We start from the raw sequence: 19,314 nt of genomic DNA on the forward strand, positions 1-19,314 counted from the left end.
CTTAGATCAGCACCAGAATCACCAGCAGACCGAGCGCAATGCCGCAGGTCCGGTACAGATTTCCCCGATTTGCCAAATCCTCCTGCGCCGCCTCCCGCGAGGCCGCCAGCCGCCGCTCCACCTGCGACAGTCCGGTCAGCTGCTCGTCCGCATCGTAGCGACCTAAGTAGTTTGCGGCGTCGCACAGAATGTCGCATTCCTGCGTGCCCAGTCCGACCTGTGCGCGGCAGTCCCGCAAGGTGCTGCGCCACAGGTAGCCGAGCGACAGGCCGTTCTGCTCCCGCAGGCGGCGCTGCAGCGTGCGAAAGACTTTGCGGACGATCGGCTGCTCGTTTTCCGCCAGCAGACCGACAATTTCCGGCATAGGTGTCCGTCTTCCGGAAATCTCGCTGCGGATAAGACCGAGCGCAAGCAGCATCGCGTCTGCCGCTGCCACTCTGCGCCGCAGATTTTGCCGTGCGGACAGTCCGAGCGCCGCACATGAGCCGAACACCATCACCGAACCGATCAGCTTTAACATTTCGTCTCCTCCCATCGTTCCATGCGGTAGACCCGCTGTCCGTCCCGTTTTTCGATAATAACCGCCTGATGAAATGCGCCGAGCGCGAGCAGCTCACGGTAGATCGGCCGCTGCCGCAGATCATCCAGTCCGGCCGCGTGTGCACACGCAATCACTGCCGTTCCGCAGTGCGTGCAGAGCGATACCGCCTTTGCGTCCTCAGGCGCAGTAATTTCATCAAGAGCGAGCAGGGCAGGCGACATGGTTTTGAGCAGCATGACCGCCGCCTGCCATTTCGAGCAGCCTTCCATCACATCCGTGCAGCGCCCGACCGCAAGCTGCGGTACACCGTCCGCAAGAGCGGCAATCTCGCTGCGCTCGTCCGCAATCGCGGCAGTGAAACCGCGGTCGGAGAAATAGCGCACCCACTCTCTCAGCAAGGTCGTTTTGCCATATCCCGGCGGTGACAGGAGCAAGGCAGACTGCGGCTCGTCCGTTCCTATCCAACGGGCAATCTGCGCCTGTAAATCCTCAGCTTGATGTGCAATGCGCAGGTTGATTGAACTCAGGCCGCGCACCCCAAGAACGCGGCCGTCCTCTTCGGCGGCTGTGCCGCAGATGCCCAGCCGGTGCCCGCCGGATAACGTCAGAAAGCCGTGCCGCAGACTGTCTGTATAACTATGTACGGAATACTGTGCTGCGCGGCTGAGCATCTCGCGCAGCTCCGCCGATGTGACCGCCTCAAGAGGGAGCGGCCGCTCTCCAACGGCTGTTTTCGCCGCAGGCGGCTGTCCCGCGCGAAAGCGTAATTCCTCGATGTCCTCCGGCCTGTCCAGCCGCTCCAGCTGCGCCCGCCGTATCGGCGGCAGGCACGAAATCGCCTGCCGGAAGGACGCTTTTCGTTTGTCCATTTTCATCACCACTACAGACTATGCCGCAGATTACCAAAGTAGAATGGCAAATTGAGAATTGAGGATGGAAAATGAATGTTGTGATTGACCATTATCCTTCATTGCCAATCTGTATTGCAGGACAGGGTGACCTCATCCCGCCCTGCGGCGGTTCATTACACATCCGCTTGACGTGCGGAAGGTCAGGAACTTGTCAGAATACATGAAAATTTATGCATTTTTTCATCGAACCATGTCAAATCAGTCATTGACAACTCGCCCGTCCAGCGATATAATAATCACAAATATTGCACAAAGCGATGACAGAGGAAAGTAATCGTTCCACGTGCGGCTTTCAGGGAGTGTCCGGCATGACTGGAAACGGACGCAGACGCCGGTACGATGAAGTTCCCTCCTGAGCTGCGGCGCTGAACCCTATCGAATTAGGCGCTGACGGATTTCCTCCGTTACAGGGATAGGATATATTTGTATCCGAAAAAGTGCGGCATTATGATGCCGAATGTGGGTGGTACCGCGGAACCGTTTGTCTTTCGTCCCTCTTTGTGGATGAAGGGCTTTTTTTATACCCATTCTGCCGTGACAAACAGCAAATACCACCTATATAAAGGAGATACACAACATGATCATCATTATGAAGCAGGGCACGACCCACGAACACGTTGAGGAGCTGTCCCAGCATATCGAGCGCTGGAACGTAAAGGCAAACCCGATCTACGGCGAGGGCACTATCGTTATCGGTCTGGTCGGCGACACCGGCGCTGTTGACAAGGACGCACTCATGCTTGACCCGCAGGTTGAGAACATCATCAAGGTGCAGGAGCCGTTCAAGCTGGCAAACCGCAAGTTCCATCCGGACAACTCTGTCGTTGAGATTGCACCGGGCGTTGTTGTCGGCGGCAAGAAGCTGGTCGTTATGGCAGGTCCGTGCTCTGTCGAAAGCGAGGAGCAGATCATCGACGTGGCTAAGCATGTGCAGGCGGACGGCGCTACCGTTCTCCGCGGCGGTGCGTGGAAGCCGCGTTCTTCCCCGTACTCCTTCCAGGGTCTGAAGGCTGAGGGTCTGGACTTGCTGCACAAGGCGCATGAGGCAACCGGTCTGCCGGTTGTTACCGAGATCACCAATCCGGCGCACATCGACATCTTCATGGACAAGTGCGACTGCTTCCAGGTCGGCGCACGCAATATGCAGAACTTTGAGCTGCTGAAAGAACTCGGCCAGACCCGCAAGCCGATCCTGCTCAAGCGCGGCTTCGCAAACACCATGGAGGAGTTCCTGATGAGCGCCGAGTACATCATGGCGGGCGGCAACGAGAACGTTATCCTCTGCGAGCGCGGCATTCGCACCTACGAGAAGTACACCCGCAACACGCTTGATATTTCCGCCGTTCCGGTGCTCAAGCGCATGAGCCATCTGCCGGTCGTCGTTGATCCGTCCCATGCAGGCGGCATTTACTGGATGGTCGAGCCGCTGGCAAAGGCTGCTGTTGCAGCCGGCGCAGACGGTCTGATGATTGAGGTTCACAACGATCCTGCACACGCTCTGTCCGACGGTGCACAGTCGCTGACCTACGATTCGTTCCACCACACCATGAACGCACTGCGCGCTGTTGCAGCGGCAGTTGACCGCGAGATTTAATTCTATTATAATAAGTAAAAACTGAGGTCTGAGAGTGAAGAGCTTCTAATAGAGTGGAGAGTGAGGAGTGAAGAGTGAAGATGTGGTATCGCGCAGTGCGCGATGATTAAATAAGACGCGAAGCGTCACCTTATCTCCACTCTCAACTCTACACTCTTCACTCTCTGCATAGGCTCTTCACTCTTTCTCTAAATATCTCTATCTAACAAGGGGTTGTCTAAATTGGCAGAAACGCTGAGTCTGACGGGCGCGAACGGCGTGTCCGAAATTCATATCGAAACCGGATTGCTGGACCACGCGGGCACGGTAATCCTCGAAACCTTTTCGCCCAGCCGCGTGCATATCGTGTCGGATTCAACGGTAGCGCCGCTGTATCTCGAGAAGCTGGAAAAGCAGTTCTCCCTGCCGGTGACGCACACGGTTATTCCCGCCGGTGAGGAGCACAAGCAGCTTTCCACGGTTGAGGGCATTTACCATGATCTGCTGGCCGCCGGCATGACCCGCAAGGATTTGATTATCGCGCTCGGCGGCGGTGTTGTCGGCGACATCACCGGCTTTGCGGCGGCGACCTTCCTGCGCGGCGTATCACTGTGCCAGATTCCGACCACGCTGCTCGCGCAGGTGGATTCCTCGGTCGGCGGCAAGACCGGCGTGGATCTGCCCGAGGGCAAAAACCTCGTCGGCGCGTTCTATCAGCCGCGGCTCGTGCTCATCGACCCGAACGTGCTCGCTTCCCTGCCGGACAGCACCTTTGCGGACGGCATGGCCGAGGTCGTCAAGTACGGCTACATTTCCAACCGGGAAATCCTGACGATGGTTTCTCAGTCGGACTACAAGACGAATATTGAAAATATCATTTACGAGTGCGTTAAGATCAAGCGTGATGTAGTTGCCATCGACGAGCACGACACCGGTCTGCGCATGATCCTCAACTTTGGACACACCATCGGACATGCGGCGGAAAAGCTGGGCAATTACACCGACCTCACCCACGGTCAGGCAGTGGCGATCGGCATGGTGGCAGCGATGCGGCTGTCCGCTCTGCTGGGCAACGAGGATTTGACAGCGCCGCTCATCGACCTGTTGAAGCACATCGGTCTGCCGACCGAGCTGAAATACGACCGCGAGTCCATCTTTAATGCTCTGCTGTCGGACAAAAAGAAATTCGGTGCAACGGTCAACTTTATCCTCGTGCGCGAAGCCGGTCGGGCGGAAATTACGCCGATTGACGCAGAAAAGCTGCACGAATACGTTCTGAAGCTGTAAGGAGGGAGCAGCATGGGTTCTACCTGGGGCAATGCAATTAAAATTTCCATTTTCGGTGAATCGCATGGCACGGGCATCGGCGTTGTGATCGACGGATTCCCGTCCGGCGTTATGTATGACGAGGCGTTTGTCCTGCGCGAGATGGAGCGCCGCGCACCGGGCCGCAACAAGCAGTCCACCGCGCGCAAGGAGCCGGACAAGCCGGAAATCCAGTCCGGTATCTACAACGGCAAAACGACCGGCACGCCCATCTGTGCCGTCATCCGCAACACCAATCAGCGCTCGAACGACTACGCCGAACTGGCGGCGCAGCCGCGTCCCGGCCACGCAGACTACACGGGTATGCTGCGCTACGATTCCTGCAATGACCCGCGCGGCGGCGGCCATTTCTCCGGCCGACTGACGGCTCCGCTGGTGTTTGCCGGTGCGCTGTGCAAGCTGTGGCTCAAGGAACAGGGCGTGACGGTCGGCGCGCACATCCAGTCCATCGCTCAGATTCAGGATATGCCGTTCGACGATGTGGAAGTTACCGCCGAGCAGCTGGATGCGCTGCGGAACGCCGAATACCCGGTGAACAATCCGCGTGCGCTCGAGGCCATGCTGGCCGCTATCGAGGAAGCGCGTGAGGAACAGGATTCGGTCGGCGGCGTCATCGAGTGCGCAGCGGTCGGCCTGCCGGCCGGTATCGGCAGCCCGATGCTCGACAGCGTGGAGAGCCGCCTGTCCTCTATCCTGTTCGGCGTGCCCGCCGTCAAGGGCGTGGAGTTCGGCGCAGGCTTTGCCTTCGCTGCGCTGCGCGGCTCACACGCAAACGACCCGTTTTATGAGGAAAACGGGGTTGTCAAGACCGAAACCAACAACAACGGCGGCATCCTTGGCGGCATCACGAGCGGCATGCCGCTCATCGTACGCGCGTGCATCAAGCCTACGCCGTCCATCGGCATGGTGCAGGATACGCTCAACATCCGCACCGGCAAGATCGAGCCGCTGTCCATCCACGGACGGCACGACCCGTGCATCGTCACCCGCGCCGCGCCGGTGGTCGAGGCCGCCTGTGCCGTTGCACTGGCAGATCTTCTGAGGGAGGCGAAGGGTTATCATGCGTAAACTTCCCGAAATCCGTCAGGATATCAACCGCGTGGACTCCGCTATCCGAGAGCTGTTCCTGCTGCGTATGTCGCTGGCTCTCGAGGTCGCAAAGACCAAGGCCCAGTCGGATGATAAAATCTACAAGCCGGACCGCGAAGCGGAAATCGTTGAGAAGCGCTCCGCCGGTATGGAGGAGGAGCTGCAGCTCAAGTACGTTTCCCTGCTGCAGAGCATGATCCGCGCGAGCCGTGAGTATCAGTACAGTGAAATTCTGCGTCAGGCGCCGGAAAAGTTCCCATTTAAGCCAAATGAATCGCTTATCGAGCCGAAAACTGTGTTCTATCAGGGGGGTCCGGGTGCGTATCAGGAGCTGGCCGCGCGGGCGCTGTTCCCGAGCTGCGAACCGCAGAACGTACCCACCTGGGAGCAGGTTTTCCAGTCCGTCCGCGACGGCAAGGCCGATATCGGCGTTGTGCCGGTCGAGAACACGACGGCAGGCACGGTCAGCGAAGTCTATGACCTGCTGCTCGACTACGACCTGTACATCAACCGCTCGTACATCAAGAAAATCTCGCACTGTCTGGCGGCGGTGCCCGGCACAAAGCTCGAGGATGTCAAGCGTGTCTGCTCGCATCCGCATGCGCTGCCGCAGTGCCACAGCTTCATTTCCGCGCACGATCTGGAGGCCATCGAGGTGGCGAACACCGCCATTGCGGCGCAGAACGTGCAGAAAAAGGGCGACAAGAGCCTTGCTGCCATCTGCTCGCAGGAGGCGGCTGTGCGCTACGGCCTCGACATCCTCGCGGAGGGCATCAACGACATGAAGCACAACGAAACGCGCTTCATCGCCGTCAGCAGAACGCTGACCTGCCAGCCTGAGGACAACCGTATCGAGATCGCGTTCCACATCCCGAACGCGTCCGGTACGCTCATCACCGTGCTGGACACCATCGCGCACTACGGCATCGACATGACCGAAATCCACTCGCGTCCGCTCAAGGACAGCCCGTGGTGCTATGTGTTCTATGTCGATTTCACCGGCAACATGCGCGACCATGCGGTGCAGTCCCTGCTGTATCAGCTTCATGAGGAGCTTCCCTATATCAAAGTAATCGGCAGCTATTGCGTGCCTAACGAATAAAAGGAGTACAAACCCATGCAAATTCAACCCTGCGGCCCTTTGCGCGGTGAAATTACCGTGCCGGGCGACAAATCCATCTCGCACCGTGCCGTTATGCTCGGCGCACTTGCCAACGGCACCACCCACATCACCGGCTTTCTGATGGGCGAGGACTGCCTGTCCACCATTGACTGCTTCCGCAAGATGGGTGTCGAGATCAACATCACCGACGACGAGGTTATCGTGGAAGGCGTTGGTCTGCACGGTCTCGAAGCGCCGTCGGAAGCGCTGTACACCGGCAACTCCGGCACGACCACCCGCCTGCTGTGCGGCATTCTGGCCGGTCAGCCGTTCACCGTTACCATGAGCGGCGACCCGTCCATCCAGAAGCGCCCGATGGGCCGCGTGATGAAGCCGCTGCGTGAAATGGGCGCGTCCATTGAGGGCAAGAACGACAATTTCTGCCCGCTGACCCTGTTCCCGAGCGAGCTGCACGGTATTGAATACCGTCTGCCGGTAGCATCCGCTCAGCTGAAGAGCGCCATCCTGCTGGCAGGTCTGTACGCCGAGGGTCAGACGACCGTTATCGAGCCGGCTCCCTCCCGCGACCACACCGAGCGCATGTTCCGCGCACTCGGCGTTGAGATTGAGACCAGCGGCAGCACCATCACGCTCGACCCGCCGGAGGATCTCCATGCGGTCGATATTGCCGTTCCGGGCGACATTTCCTCGGCGGCGTTCTTCCTCGTTGCCGGTGCGATCATTCCGGGCAGTGAGCTGACGATTAAAAACGTGGGCGTCAACCCGACCCGCACGGGCGTTCTGGACGTTCTGCGCGACATGGGCGCGGACATCACCGAGTCGAACTTCCGCGATGAGGCCGAGCCGATGTGCGACCTGACCGTCAAGTACAGCAAGCTACACGGCGTGGAGGTCGGCGGCGCTATCATCCCGCGTCTGATCGACGAGCTGCCGGTTATCGCGGTAGCCGCTGCATTCGCTGAGGGCGAGACCGTTATCCGCGACGCGCAGGAGCTCAAGGTCAAGGAGTCCAACCGCATTGCCGCTATGGTCACCGAGCTGACCAAGGCAGGCGTGGACGTTGAGGAGACCGATGACGGCATGATCGTTCACGGCGGTGCCAAACCACACGGCGCATCCTTCGAGACCTATAAGGACCACCGCATTGCGATGAGCCTTGCCGTGCTCGGTCTGGCAGCCGAGGGCGCAAGCCGCATTGACAAGCCGGAGGTCGTTGCCATCTCCTACCCCGATTTCTTCAACACCCTCGAACGTCTGGGGGACTGAGTTATGCTGCTTTCCATGGACGAATTTCGCGCTTTCGAGCCGAAAAAGACCACCTACGCCCTGTTTGGCTGGCCGCTCGGCCACACGATGAGCCCGGAGCTGCACGCGCAGCTGTTCGAGGCCTCCGGTCAGGACGCGGACTACATCGGCGTTGCCGTGCCGCCCGAGGATTTACCGGAAGCGTTCGAGTTGGCCAAGCGCAAGCTCGGCGGCATCAACTGCACGATTCCGCACAAAAAGGCTGTCATCCCCCTGCTCGATGAGATTGACACTGCTGCCCGCGACCTGCACTCGGTCAACACAGTCCGCTTTGCGGACGGCAAGGCGACCGGCTTCAACACGGATATCCTCGGCTTTGCGGAGTCGCTGAACCGTGACGGCGTATCGCTCCAGGGTAAAAAGGTGCTGCTGCTCGGCTATGGCGGCGCGGCTTCCGTGATGGCATACCACTGCGTGACGCAGGGCGCGTACCTAATCATCACGGGACGCAACCTCGAGAAGGCGGAGGCCCTGCAGAAGCAGCTGACCGATGCCGTTCCGGGCGCACGCATTTCCGTGTTCAGCCGCCGGCACATTCCGCGCGATATTCATATCGTGCTCAATTCCACGCCGGTGGGCATGTACCCGAAGGAAAACGCGGCTCCGCTGCATTATCTGCCGCACAAGACCGAGTATGTGTTCGATGCAATCTACAATCCGCCGGTGACCTCGACCATGAAGCTCGCCAATCCGCGCAAGACCAAAACACGCGACGGACTGTTCATGCTGGTCATGCAGGCGGCGCATGCGCAGACCATCTGGACCGGCGTGACCTTCAAGCCGCAGGCATGCGAAACCATTCTGCGCCGCACCTACGGCAAAATGGCGGTCAAGCGTCTGCACGAGAAGCATGGCAAGAAAAATCTGGTGCTGTGCGGCTTTATGGGCAGCGGCAAGACCACCATCGGCCGTAAGCTGGCGCGTCTGACCGGACTGGAATTTATTGATGCGGACATCTACCTTGAGGCGAAGGAAGGCAAGAAAATCTCCGAGATTTTCGCTGAAAAGGGCGAAGCCTATTTCCGCGACCGCGAGACCGCGTATATTAAAGAGCTGTCTCAGAGAGACGGCATTGTGCTTGCGCTCGGCGGCGGCTCTGTCCTCCGTCCGGAGAATGTGGCGGCTGTCAAGGAGACCGGTCTGCTCATCTTGCTCGACACACCGTTCTACCGCATTATGAAGAACCTTTCCTATTCCACGAATCGCCCGCTGCTCAATAAGCCGGACAAGCAGGCGGAAACACACCGCCTGTACAATGCGCGCAAGGCGCTCTACCATCGAGTGGCCGATATCGCGGTGCGCAGTCCCAAGCTGTCCGAGGTTCTGGAAAAAGTAGTAAAAAGCGTGTAAAGCACTGGACAAATCCACCAGATGCGTTTACAATTAGGGACATACTGAAAAGTATGTCCCTTTTTCACACCCGCAATAAAAGGAGGAACTCAAGGATTATGAGAACATCAGTCAAACGTCCCTATCGCCTGATTGCAGCCGCGCTTGCCGCTCTGCAGCTATGCGCAGGCGCTGCCGGAGCCGTTTTCGACAACAGCTTCAGCTACACCTACTCCCTCGGCAGCGGTCTGCAGTACAGCCGCACCGAGGGCAAAGACAGTGCCGGTCTGCAACGCGCGAACGTGCTGACGTACTCGCCGAACACCGGTGTAACGCCCCTCATGGTCTACGCCGATGAACAGCTGTACGGCAGCAAGGCCACCATCACAAATGCGGTGAAATATCTGCAGAACCAGGGAAAAACCGTGCTTGGCGGCATGAATGCAGACTTTTTCGTTATGTCTACCGGCATTCCGATCGGTCTGGTCATCGACAGCGGCGAGCTCATTTCGTCCGATGCCTGGCAGTATGCGGTCGGCTTCAAGCAGGACGGCACAGCCGTCCTCGGCCGCCCGACTATGGGCATCCGCGTGAGCGGCAAGAGCGGCACGGTCAACGTATCTTACTTCAATAAGACGCGCACGACGGCTGGCGCGTACCTGCTCGATCACAACTACGATGACTCGACGCACTTTGCAGCCAAGGGCACGAGCATTATCCTCGAGCGCGTGGATGATACACCGGTCAAGGTCAACGGCTCGGTCAAGCTCAAGGTCGTGAACAAGGGCACGGGCAGCAGTCCCATTACGATCACAAAAAACCAGATGGTGCTCACCAAGTCGGATGGCGCAAATGTGCCCTCGTGGGTGGATTTCGAGATTGGCGAAGAAGTCACGCTGTCCATCGCAGCGAACGACAGCAGCTGGAGCGACGTGCAGTATGCGGTCGGCGGTAAGCTGCTGATGGACAACAGCACGATCACGACCGACGGCATCGACGCAGGCTCGACCCGCAGAGCACGCAGCGCAGTCGGCGTGAAGGCGGACGGCACGGTTGTTCTGTACGAAATCGACGGCAACCAGTCCTCGTACAGCGTCGGCCTGACGGCGGCAGAACTCGGTCAGGAGCTGAAGGAGCTCGGCTGTGTCCGCGCCATCTGTCTGGATGGCGGCGGCTCCTCCGCAATGGCGGTCCGCAATCCCGGCGAGAGCACAGCAGCTTTGATCTCCCAGCCGTCGGACGGCTCGCAGCGCGCGTGCGCCAACTACATTTTCTTTGTCAACAACATCGCGTCGGACGGTGTGACGGCTCATGCTGTGCTCACGCCCAGTCACCGCTATGTGCTCCCGGGCGGAAGTACCTGGTTCTCGGTCAAGGGTGCAGATGCGTCTTACGCCTCGGCAGACGCACCGACCGACCTCAGCTACACGGTGAATGATGAACTGGGCACGGTCTCTGGCCAAACCTTCACCGCGGGCAGCAAGGCCGGACGTGCGGCCATTACCGGCTCAAACGGCACGATTTCCGGCTCGATGAACGTGTGCATCACCACCGGTGTAGACTCGATCGCACTGCAGAGCGGCGGCAAAGCGCTCAGCTCTATCTCGGTCAAACCGGGCCAGAGCATCAACGTAGATGCGCTCGCGTATCACCTCGGTCATACGATGGGAGCTGCGGATTCCTGCTTCAAGTGGAGCGTGTCCGGCGATGTCGGTGCGGTAAATGCGGACGGCGTGTTCACTGCGGGCAGCCGGATGGCCTCCGGCACGCTCACCTGCTCGTATGGCAGCGTAAGCAAGTCCATTCCGATCAATGTCGGTATGGGCGATGCGCAGAGCGCTTACACCGTTGCGGATTTTGAAAACGGTCTGAACGATCTGACCGCATCGGACGGCGTGACGCTCTCGCGGGTGACGGATTACACCTCGGTGGCGCGCGGCACCGGTTCGCTCAAGGCGATGTGGAACGGCACCGGTACGGACGGCTTTACGATTTCCGTTCCGGCGGCTGATGCTTCGAGCATGAAGCACCTGACACTGTGGGCGCACAGCAGGAACACGGCAGGCACGCTCACGGCGGTGTTTGCCGACGCGGAAGGCAATGAGCTGACCGCTCCCCTGTCCGCTGCAACCGGCAACAGCTGGAAACAGCTGACGGCAAGCGTGCCGGACGGCGCACAGCAGTTCACCGGTCTGCGGTTTGACAAATCCGGCGCAGGCTCCGGCGGCTCGGCGCTGTACCTCGACCAGATCGTACTGAGCGCAGATCATGCGGTGACGAATACAGATGCGCCGTCGGTCAAGCTGAATACGACCTCGGCAACGGTCAGCATCGGCACAAATGCCGCGCTTTCCGGCACTGCCACCATGGAAAATGGCAAATATCCGGTCCGCGCAAGCAATATTGCGGTCAAGGTGGACGGCAAAGCCGTTTCCGGTGCAGCTGTGATGAGCGGCTCGACCATGACCATTACAACCGGCACGCTGTCTGCCGGTACGCATACCGTGACTGCCGACGTGTCCGATGATGCAGGCAACCGCACGCGCGTTTGTGCGACCGTAACCGCCGGTTCGGCATCCAACGTGTTCGCGGATACCGCGTCGCACTGGGCGAACGGCTACGCTTCCCTGCTGAGCGCACGCGGCATCATGAAGGGCGAAACCGCAAACGGCAGCACCTATTTTCGCCCGAACCGCAACCTGACTCGTCAGGAATTCGCGGTGACGATGGCGCGTCTGCTGAATCTGGATACCTCCAGCACCTCCGGCACGCTCGGCTTTGCTGATGAGGACAGCATCCCGAGTTGGGCACGCGGCGCAGTTGCCGCAGTTTCGCGTGCGAACATTATGAACGGCTCGGGCAGCAACGGTAAGCTGTACTTCAACCCGCAGGCCACCATGACGCGCGCTGAGGTTATGACGGTCATCGGCCGCTGCCTGCCGCGCGGCTATGCGGCGGTCAGCCTGAATTATACGGACGCGTCCGTGATTCCGTCGTGGGCGACCGAGCAAGTCAAGACCTGCGTTTCCGCCGGTGTCATCGGCGGTTACTCGGATGCTACCATCCGACCGAACGGCAATATCACCCGCGGTGAGATTGCGAAAATTCTGGCTCTGTTCTAATAGCCGTCCCGGAACTGCAGTTTTACAACAGCAACACCCGTCAAGAAAAATCTTGACGGGTGTTTTCTTATGCCTTTTCAGTTTTCTTCGGAAGCAGCAAGCCAATCAACAGACCGACCGCAGCCGGCATCAGCCAGCCGAAGCCGAGTGCGTTCAGCGGCAGTGCCCGCAGCAGCGGCGACACGACCGGAATCGGGAATGCCGCGGCAATGCTCTGCACCGCAGTAAAGGCAATGCAGAGGCGGTAAACCGCACAGTGTTTCTCCGGCTTCGGGAGGAACGACAGTGCAATCAGTACGATAGCGACCGGATAAATCGCGTTCAGCACCGGTGTGGACAGACGGATAATACCCGCCAGACCGATATTCGAAATAATCATGCTGGCCGCAGCAAAGAACGCCGCAATGGCCGGATACGGAATACGCGGCAGCAGCTCATGGAAATACTGGCCAACGCAGGCAATCAGACCGACACAGGTATTGAAGCATGCAATGACGAAAATTGCGGCAAGCAGCACCTGCCCGACCGGACCAAACAGACCTCTGGCAATATTGCTCAGCGTGTCCGCGCCAGTCGAGCCGCCCGGCCATGCCGCGCCGGACAGTGCGCCAACGTGCGTCAGCATCGCGTAAACCAGAAGCAGCATTGCGCCTGCAATCCAGCCTGCACGGATGGTGCTGCGGCGCACCTGCTGTTCGTCCTCGATACCGTAATCCCGAATATTCAGCGCGATAACCGCGCCGAAATTGAGTGCCGCCAGCGTATCCATTGTCTGGTAGCCATTCAGAATGCCCGTCAGGCCCGGCAGCGAAGCGTAGTCTGCGGTCGGCACGCCGTAATGCTCTGCCACCGGATGAAACAGGCAGCCGAAAAACAGCACGAAAATCAGTACGATCAGCGTCGGACACAGAATGCGTCCGAGCCAGCTTGTCAGCTTTTCCGGGTGCAGTGCAACGAAAAACGCTGCCGCAAAGAACACGATAGAGTAAATCAGCTGCCGCATTGCATCTCCGCCAATGAGCGGCGCAAGCATTTGGAACGATGTGCTCGCCGTGCGCGGGATGGCCAGACACGGACCGATCGACAGGTAAACCAGCAGCGCAAATATCTGCGCAAATCGCGGATGCACACGCCCGGTCAGCTCGGACAGCCCGCCTGCACGCGCGACAGCGATCACGCCAATAACCGGCAGACCGATCGCGCTGACCGCAAAGCCGACAAAGGCCAGCCACGCGACAGTGCCCGCCTGTGCACCGAGATACGGCGGGAAAATCAGGTTTCCGGCGCCGAAAAACATAGAAAACAGCGTAAAACCTACCAGAAGCAGGCTTCTTCGGTTTAACTTTTGCATAGCAGTTCTCCCCTTCCTTTTGAATAGTGAAAGCGCCATCATCGCGGGACAATAGCGCTCGGGTTTGCATCCGGGTCAGATGCGTTTGCTCATTTTTTCGCTGTATTCTGCGCGGTAAGCCTCGAATGTGCCGTTATCGAGTGCGTCGCGGATTTCCTGCATGAGGTGGTTGTAGAACCACAGATTGTGCATGACGAGCAGCCGCTGTGACAGCATTTCACCGCTCTTGAGCAGGTGGCGCAGATAAGCGCGGCTGAACCGCTGACAGGTCGGGCACTGACAGCCTTCTTCAATCGGGCGGTCATCGGTCTGGTACTTGGCATTCATAATGTTCAGGATGCCGTTATGCGTGAACAGATGACCGTGACGCGCGTTGCGGGTCGGCATAACGCAGTCGAAGAAATCAATGCCGCGAGCGACACCTTCAATAATGTTGCTCGGTGTGCCGACACCCATCAGGTAGCGCGGCTTATGCTCGGGCGCATGCGGCAGAACAACATCGAGAATATGGTACATGACCTCGGTGCTTTCACCGACGGCAAGACCGCCGATGGCATAACCCGGCAGATCCAGCTCCGCAATTGCCTGCATATGCTCGATACGCAGGTCGTCATAAGTGCCGCCCTGATTGATACCGAACAGCATCTGGTGCGGGTTTACCGTATCCGGAAGCGTGTTCAGACGGTCAAGCTCGGTTTTACAGCGTTTGAGCCAGCGCGTGGTACGGTCAATGGAGTTTTTAACATACTCACGCGGCGCGGGATTTTCGATACACTCGTCGAACGCCATCGCAATATCCGAGCCAAGGTTGGACTGGATGCGCATGCTCTCCTCCGGTCCCATGAAAATCTTGCGGCCGTCAACGTGCGAGTGAAAGGTTACACCTTCCTCCTTGATTTTGCGCAGGGTCGCCAGCGAAAACACCTGAAATCCGCCGGAGTCGGTCAGCATCGGACCGTCCCAGCGCATGAATTTGTGCAGACCGCCCATCTGCTTGACGATCTGGTCGCCCGGACGGACGTGCAGATGATAGGTGTTGGACAGCTCAATCTGGCAGCCAAGCTCCTTGAGATCGAACGCGTCAACCGCACCCTTGATGGCACCCGCTGTGCCGACATTCTGGAATACCGGCGTCTGTACCACGCCATGTGCCGTGCAGAACTCGCCGCGACGGGCGCGGCCCTCGGTTTTGATTAGGTTAAATTTTCCGATTTCCATAATTCCCTCTTATCCTGTTTTATTAATACAAAAGCATCGAATCGCCGAACGAGAAGAAACGATATTCTTCCTTAATGGCTTCCTGATACGCGTTCATGACCATTTCTCGTGTTGCAAATGCCGAAATCAGCATCATCAGTGTGCTCTCCGGCAGATGGAAGTTGGTCACAAGATGATCGACTGCCTTGAATTTATAGCCCGGATAGATGAAAATATCCGTCCAGCCGGACTGTGCGCGCACGGTACCGTCGTCAGCCGCGATGGTCTCCAGCGTGCGGCTGGCTGTTGTGCCGACCGCCCAGATCTTGCCGCCTGCGGCACGCGTATCGTTGATGATCCCCGCGGTCTCTTCGTCCATGATATAATACTCGGAGTGCATGATGTGGTCGGTGATCTCATCCTCCTTGACCGGGCGGAACGTACCCAGACCGACATGCAGCGTCACGAACGCCAATTTTACTCCCTTGGCTTTCAGCGCGTCAAGCAGCTCGGTCGTGAAGTGCAGGCCGGCGGTCGGTGCAGCTGCAGATCCCGGTGTTTTGGAGTAAACCGTCTGGTAGCGTTCGGGATCATCCAGCTTTTCCTTGATATACGGCGGCAACGGCATGGTGCCGAGCTTGTCGAGGATTTCCAGGAAAATGCCCTCATAGTGGAAACGGATCAGGCGGTTGCCGTCCGGCTGAACCGCCTCAACGGTTGCGGTCAGCAGGCCGTCACCGAAGGTCAGCTCTACGCCGGTGCGGGTCTTTTTGCCCGGACGCGTCAGGCATTCCCACAGGCCGTCGCCCTTGTCAGTCAGCAGCAGCACCTCGATCGGCGTAACATGGCCGACAGCGTGGCCCATCAGCCGCGCCGGAATGACACGGGAATTGTTGAACACCATGCAGTCGCCCGGCTGCACGTACTCCAGCAGATCGCGGAAATGGCGGTGTGTCACCGAACCGTCCCTGCGGTCGAGCACCATCAGGCGGGACGCGTCGCGCTGCTCCAGCGGATGCTGGGCAATCAGGCGTTCGGGTAAATCAAAATAAAAATCGCTTTTCTTCATCACAAAGGCAAGGACGCTTTTAAAACAATATCGTCTTGAGCGCCCCTGCCGTTTTTCCTCCCTTGCGTGTTGATTTTACAGATTACTCGGCAATCTCAATGCCGGTAAAGTAGAATTTCAGAATCTGGTCATAGGTGAAGCCCTTCTGCGCCATTGCGTAAGCGCCCCACTGACTCATGCCGACGCTGTGTCCCCAGCCGGAGCCGTTGAACGTATAGCTGGTCGGATTGGTAACGGTCGGCGTGGTATTCGAGCCGGTATTGCCCGAATTACCGCTGTTTGCATCCTCGTCATCGCCGGAATAGTCGCTTGTGGTTTTGACGAGCACGGTGTTATCCTCAAAATCAACGTCGAAGCCGATCGCCTTGCCGATATCGCGCAGCTTGTAGTAGTTGTTGCCGTTGATGATGTAGCCGTCCAGTGTGATTTCCTCGCCGTCGAGCACAATCGTCGAGGTGGATTTGCCGATCTTCTCCACTGCCGTGGACGAATCCGCAAGCTCACCGCCAACGGTCTCATACGCCGTGCCGGAGGTCAGCAGAATGCGTTCATTCTCCTTATCCCAACGGACGTTGAACTGACCTTTAGTGCCGCTCAGCAGATAGGCAATATCGCGCAGCTTGAAATAATTGTTGCCATACTGCGTGCCGTTTACAATGTAATATCCCTGCGGAGATACGGTTTTGCCGTTGACCTTGACGTTATGCGTCGAAGCCTTGACCTGCAGACTGGTCTTGTTGCCCGAGCCGCCGACCGGCGTGATCGTGTAGCGAATGCTCTTGAGACCGAACACGGTGCGGACGCTGCTCCTGGAAATCGTAACCGACTTGCCGCTCGTATCCGTCACGGTGACTTCGTTTACGTTATCGGTTGCGGTGCGCTTTGTGACCTGCACATTTGCCACCTTGCCGATGGAATAGCCTGCGGCATTCACCTTCTGCTGAATCTCATCTGCGGTGAGCGTCACCGTCCATCTGTCCTTGTTCGGGTCCTCATACGGGTCAGCCTTGCCCTTGAGATACGCGTAATCGCCGCCCCAGACGTTCGCTGCGTCCTCGGTTGCGCCGCCGTCCGACGAATAAAAGTAACCGATGACCGAGCTGCCGTTGTACGACAGCGTTTCACCCTTGGTCGCATCTGCTGCCGCGTCAGAGGCCTCGGTTGCACGGTTGGCGCCCAGATACACCTGACAGTTCGTGGTGTTGCACAGATCGTACTCACTGCCGTGCTTGTGTGTGCCCAGTGCAAACGAACGAGCACAGACTGCCTGCGCCTTCTGTGCTTCGGCAGGCCAGTCCGGGTCGATCTCGTACGGCAGCACGCCCTTCACATAATCCTCCACACCCACATAGTTTATAACAGTGATGTTGCCGTTCGATGCGCGGCGGTACACAAAATCACCGTGCCACTTATAGCCCTTGAACCACGTCAGCGTGCTGTTCGGACGGATGGCGATATGGTCTGCACCCGCTGCGGACGTATACAGCACCGAGCCGCTGTCGGTATCGCTGACCTGAAAGGCATCGTTCACCAGCTTGACGGTCAGCGCACTGCTCGTGATCGACTTGCTGCCGGAGAACGCGGTGCCGCTGACGGTGCCGACCGTGTAGCCGGTCCTGTAGCCGCTGACATTTTCAAGCTGCGGCGCAGCAAAGGTGGAAGCGCCGCTGATCGTCAGACCGACACGCAGGCGTGTATCGCTGCTCGCTGCATGTGCCGGAACAGCACCGATGCAGGTGACCGTCATCACGGCACAAAGCAGCATGGATAACAGCTTTTTCATTTTTATCAACTCCTGTTTTATTTTTTATCCTTGTTTCGCCTTGTTCTTATTGACAAACTCAAGGGTATATTCTAAAATAAAAAGCGAAAGTATCAATACAGATAGAGGTGCGGTTTTCATCAGTACCGGTTGGAAGGGTCCGCAGACCCGATAATCACCCGGGAAAGGGACCTCCGCCGAAGCCGGTGCTTGTTGCGGAAAGGCCGTGCTGGACGCCGTCGGAAAATATCCCAGCGTCTGTCATCAGCGGAAACGCCGGTGGAGAGCTATTCTGTTTAGAGCGCAGCGGTTTGTTCCGCTCCCTCTATTATAGTATAGATCATACCGGTTTTTCAACCGGTATTTTTCTTTTGAGGTAACTCCGTACAATTCGTCTGCGACACTTTGCGGAAAATTGCTCTTGCCGAATCATCCGAAGTCGCCTCTGGATATTCTTTCTGTATGTTTTTCATCACATAATTTCTTTGTTAGAATACCTTTTGGAAGGATTTGATAAACATGAAGCAGTACAAAGTAGGCATCGTCGGCGCGACCGGTATGGTAGGTCAGCGCTTCACCCTGCTGCTGGAAAACCACCCGTGGTTCGACGTCGTAGCGCTCGCTGCATCCGGCCGAAACAAGGGCAAGACCTATGCCGAGGCTTGTGAGGGCCGCTGGAAGATGACCGTTCCGATGCCCGACAAGTACAAGGACATGGTTATGTATGATGCAACTGCCGACGCAGAGGAGATTGCCTCCAAGGTTGATTTCATCTTCTGCGCAGTAGATATGAAGAAGGACGAGATCCGCGCCCTTGAGGAGAAGTACGCAAAGCTCGAGTGCCCGGTTTGCTCCAACAACTCCGCTCACCGCGGTACCCCGGACGTTCCGATGATCATTCCGGAGATCAACGCTGACCATGCCGAGATCATTCCGGCACAGCGCAAGCGCCTGGGCACCAAGCGCGGCTTCATCGCCGTTAAGTCCAACTGCTCGATCCAGTCCTACGTTCCGGCGCTGTCCGCTCTGATGGACTTCGAGCCGACCGAGGTTTCCGTCTGCACCTATCAGGCAATCTCCGGTGCCGGCAAGACCTTTGAGACCTGGCCCGAGATGGTAGACAACGTTATTCCGTACATCGGCGGCGAGGAAGAGAAGAGCGAGAAGGAGCCGATGAAGATCTGGGGCCACATCGAGGGCGACCACATCGAGCCCGCGACCACTCCGGTTATTTCCGCACAGTGCCTGCGCGTTGCATGCTCTGACGGTCACATGGCTGCCGCTTCGGTCAAGTTTAAGAACAAGCCGAGCAAGGAAGTTATGATCGAGCGCTGGAACAACTTCAAGGGCCGCGCACAGGAACTGAACCTGCCGTCCGCTCCGGAGCACTACCTTACTTACTTTGAAGAGGATAACCGTCCGCAGACCAAGCTGGACCGCAACCTCGAGAATGGTATGGGTGTTTCCATCGGTCGTCTGCGTGAAGATACCATCTTTGATTACAAGTTTGTCAGCCTGTCGCACAACACTCTGCGCGGCGCAGCAGGCGGCGCTGTTCTGATGGCAGAGCTGCTTTGCGCCGAGGGCTACATGGACCGTTAAGGAGGTCACCGTTT

Annotated in this window: 14 protein-coding genes, 1 riboswitch and 1 other annotated feature; of the genes, 8 read left to right on the forward strand and 6 right to left on the reverse strand. The window is 58.1% G+C overall.

The features are described 5' to 3' along the window. Nucleotide 1 precedes the first annotated feature (1 nt). Both ACWVX6_RS05520 and ACWVX6_RS05525 read right to left on the reverse strand, forming a co-directional pair. Nucleotides 2-520, reverse strand: coding sequence for a stage III sporulation protein AB (locus ACWVX6_RS05520; protein ID WP_418974008.1), 519 nt, complete (start codon nt 518-520; stop codon nt 2-4). Beyond that, a complete protein-coding gene (locus ACWVX6_RS05525; RefSeq protein WP_455152584.1) occupies nt 514-1,410 on the reverse strand; it encodes a stage III sporulation protein AB in 897 nt (298 codons plus the stop codon). The genes ACWVX6_RS05520 and ACWVX6_RS05525 overlap by 7 nt, the downstream gene beginning before the upstream one ends. 290 nt (nt 1,411-1,700) lie before the next feature. Then, nucleotides 1,701-1,951, forward strand: a binding site (T-box leader). A 78-nt stretch (nt 1,952-2,029) separates the two neighbouring features. Here ACWVX6_RS05525 and aroF point away from each other — a divergent pair. The 7 genes from aroF (at nt 2,030) to ACWVX6_RS05560 (ending at nt 12,319) form a co-directional block, all read left to right on the forward strand. Beyond that, nucleotides 2,030-3,046, forward strand: a complete 1,017-nt coding sequence (gene aroF / locus ACWVX6_RS05530; RefSeq protein ID WP_270478253.1) for a 3-deoxy-7-phosphoheptulonate synthase — start codon at nt 2,030-2,032, stop codon at nt 3,044-3,046. Nucleotides 3,047-3,268: 222 nt separating this feature from the next. Then, the gene (aroB, locus tag ACWVX6_RS05535; protein WP_455152585.1) at nt 3,269-4,312 is read left to right on the forward strand and encodes a 3-dehydroquinate synthase; all 1,044 of its coding nucleotides are present in this window, start codon (nt 3,269-3,271) and stop codon (nt 4,310-4,312) included. 12 nt (nt 4,313-4,324) lie between these two features. Continuing rightward, entirely contained in the window at nt 4,325-5,419 is a 1,095-nt protein-coding gene (aroC, locus tag ACWVX6_RS05540) for a chorismate synthase (protein WP_455152586.1), read from the forward strand. Next, nucleotides 5,412-6,542, forward strand: coding sequence for a prephenate dehydratase (pheA, locus tag ACWVX6_RS05545; RefSeq protein WP_455152587.1), 1,131 nt, complete (start codon nt 5,412-5,414; stop codon nt 6,540-6,542). Before aroC ends, pheA begins: the two co-directional genes overlap by 8 nt. 15 nt (nt 6,543-6,557) lie before the next feature. Further along, the gene (gene aroA, locus ACWVX6_RS05550) at nt 6,558-7,829 is read left to right on the forward strand and encodes a 3-phosphoshikimate 1-carboxyvinyltransferase (protein ID WP_455152588.1); all 1,272 of its coding nucleotides are present in this window, start codon (nt 6,558-6,560) and stop codon (nt 7,827-7,829) included. A 3-nt stretch (nt 7,830-7,832) separates the two neighbouring features. Then, a complete protein-coding gene (locus ACWVX6_RS05555; protein ID WP_118480228.1) occupies nt 7,833-9,218 on the forward strand; it encodes a shikimate kinase in 1,386 nt (461 codons plus the stop codon). 98 nt (nt 9,219-9,316) lie between these two features. Next, on the forward strand, nt 9,317-12,319 hold the full coding sequence (locus ACWVX6_RS05560; RefSeq protein WP_455152589.1) for an S-layer homology domain-containing protein: 3,003 nt from the start codon (nt 9,317-9,319) through the stop codon (nt 12,317-12,319). A gap of 67 nt (nt 12,320-12,386) precedes the next feature. On the opposite strand, the gene brnQ is transcribed toward ACWVX6_RS05560, so the two are convergent. The 4 genes from brnQ to ACWVX6_RS05580 all read right to left on the reverse strand — a co-directional run bounded on the left by brnQ (nt 12,387) and on the right by ACWVX6_RS05580 (nt 17,719). Then, entirely contained in the window at nt 12,387-13,670 is a 1,284-nt protein-coding gene (gene brnQ / locus ACWVX6_RS05565; RefSeq protein ID WP_455152590.1) for a branched-chain amino acid transport system II carrier protein, read from the reverse strand. 75 nt (nt 13,671-13,745) lie between these two features. Further along, on the reverse strand, nt 13,746-14,888 hold the full coding sequence (tgt, locus tag ACWVX6_RS05570) for a tRNA guanosine(34) transglycosylase Tgt (RefSeq protein WP_118285970.1): 1,143 nt from the start codon (nt 14,886-14,888) through the stop codon (nt 13,746-13,748). Between the two features lie 22 nt (nt 14,889-14,910). Then, nucleotides 14,911-15,936 carry a tRNA preQ1(34) S-adenosylmethionine ribosyltransferase-isomerase QueA gene (gene queA, locus ACWVX6_RS05575; RefSeq protein WP_161273941.1) on the reverse strand — a complete coding sequence of 342 codons (1,026 nt, stop codon included), beginning with the start codon at nt 15,934-15,936 and terminating at the stop codon, nt 14,911-14,913. A gap of 82 nt (nt 15,937-16,018) precedes the next feature. Further along, the gene (locus ACWVX6_RS05580; protein WP_455152591.1) at nt 16,019-17,719 is read right to left on the reverse strand and encodes a SpoIID/LytB domain-containing protein; all 1,701 of its coding nucleotides are present in this window, start codon (nt 17,717-17,719) and stop codon (nt 16,019-16,021) included. Between the two features lie 94 nt (nt 17,720-17,813). After that, nucleotides 17,814-17,996, forward strand: a riboswitch (Lysine riboswitch). A gap of 221 nt (nt 17,997-18,217) precedes the next feature. Between ACWVX6_RS05580 and asd the strand changes: the two genes are divergently transcribed. Next, on the forward strand, nt 18,218-19,300 hold the full coding sequence (gene asd, locus ACWVX6_RS05585; protein ID WP_119194775.1) for an aspartate-semialdehyde dehydrogenase: 1,083 nt from the start codon (nt 18,218-18,220) through the stop codon (nt 19,298-19,300). Nucleotides 19,301-19,314: the final 14 nt, after the last annotated feature.

The organism is Butyricicoccus sp. (assembly GCF_977037065.1).

Excerpts from the sequence above, each read along its gene's own strand:
- ACWVX6_RS05520 (WP_418974008.1), bottom strand. The coding sequence starts at position 520 with ATGTTAAAGCTGATCGGTTCGGTGATGGTGTTCGGCTCATGTGCGGCG.
- ACWVX6_RS05525 (WP_455152584.1), bottom strand. The coding sequence starts at position 1,410 with ATGGACAAACGAAAAGCGTCCTTCCGGCAGGCGATTTCGTGCCTGCCG.
- aroF (WP_270478253.1), top strand. The coding sequence starts at position 2,030 with ATGATCATCATTATGAAGCAGGGCACGACCCACGAACACGTTGAGGAG.
- aroC (WP_455152586.1), top strand. The coding sequence starts at position 4,325 with ATGGGTTCTACCTGGGGCAATGCAATTAAAATTTCCATTTTCGGTGAA.
- pheA (WP_455152587.1), top strand. The coding sequence starts at position 5,412 with ATGCGTAAACTTCCCGAAATCCGTCAGGATATCAACCGCGTGGACTCC.
- aroA (WP_455152588.1), top strand. The coding sequence starts at position 6,558 with ATGCAAATTCAACCCTGCGGCCCTTTGCGCGGTGAAATTACCGTGCCG.
- ACWVX6_RS05555 (WP_118480228.1), top strand. The coding sequence starts at position 7,833 with ATGCTGCTTTCCATGGACGAATTTCGCGCTTTCGAGCCGAAAAAGACC.
- ACWVX6_RS05560 (WP_455152589.1), top strand. The coding sequence starts at position 9,317 with ATGAGAACATCAGTCAAACGTCCCTATCGCCTGATTGCAGCCGCGCTT.
- brnQ (WP_455152590.1), bottom strand. The coding sequence starts at position 13,670 with ATGCAAAAGTTAAACCGAAGAAGCCTGCTTCTGGTAGGTTTTACGCTG.
- tgt (WP_118285970.1), bottom strand. The coding sequence starts at position 14,888 with ATGGAAATCGGAAAATTTAACCTAATCAAAACCGAGGGCCGCGCCCGT.
- queA (WP_161273941.1), bottom strand. The coding sequence starts at position 15,936 with ATGAAGAAAAGCGATTTTTATTTTGATTTACCCGAACGCCTGATTGCC.
- ACWVX6_RS05580 (WP_455152591.1), bottom strand. The coding sequence starts at position 17,719 with ATGAAAAAGCTGTTATCCATGCTGCTTTGTGCCGTGATGACGGTCACC.
- asd (WP_119194775.1), top strand. The coding sequence starts at position 18,218 with ATGAAGCAGTACAAAGTAGGCATCGTCGGCGCGACCGGTATGGTAGGT.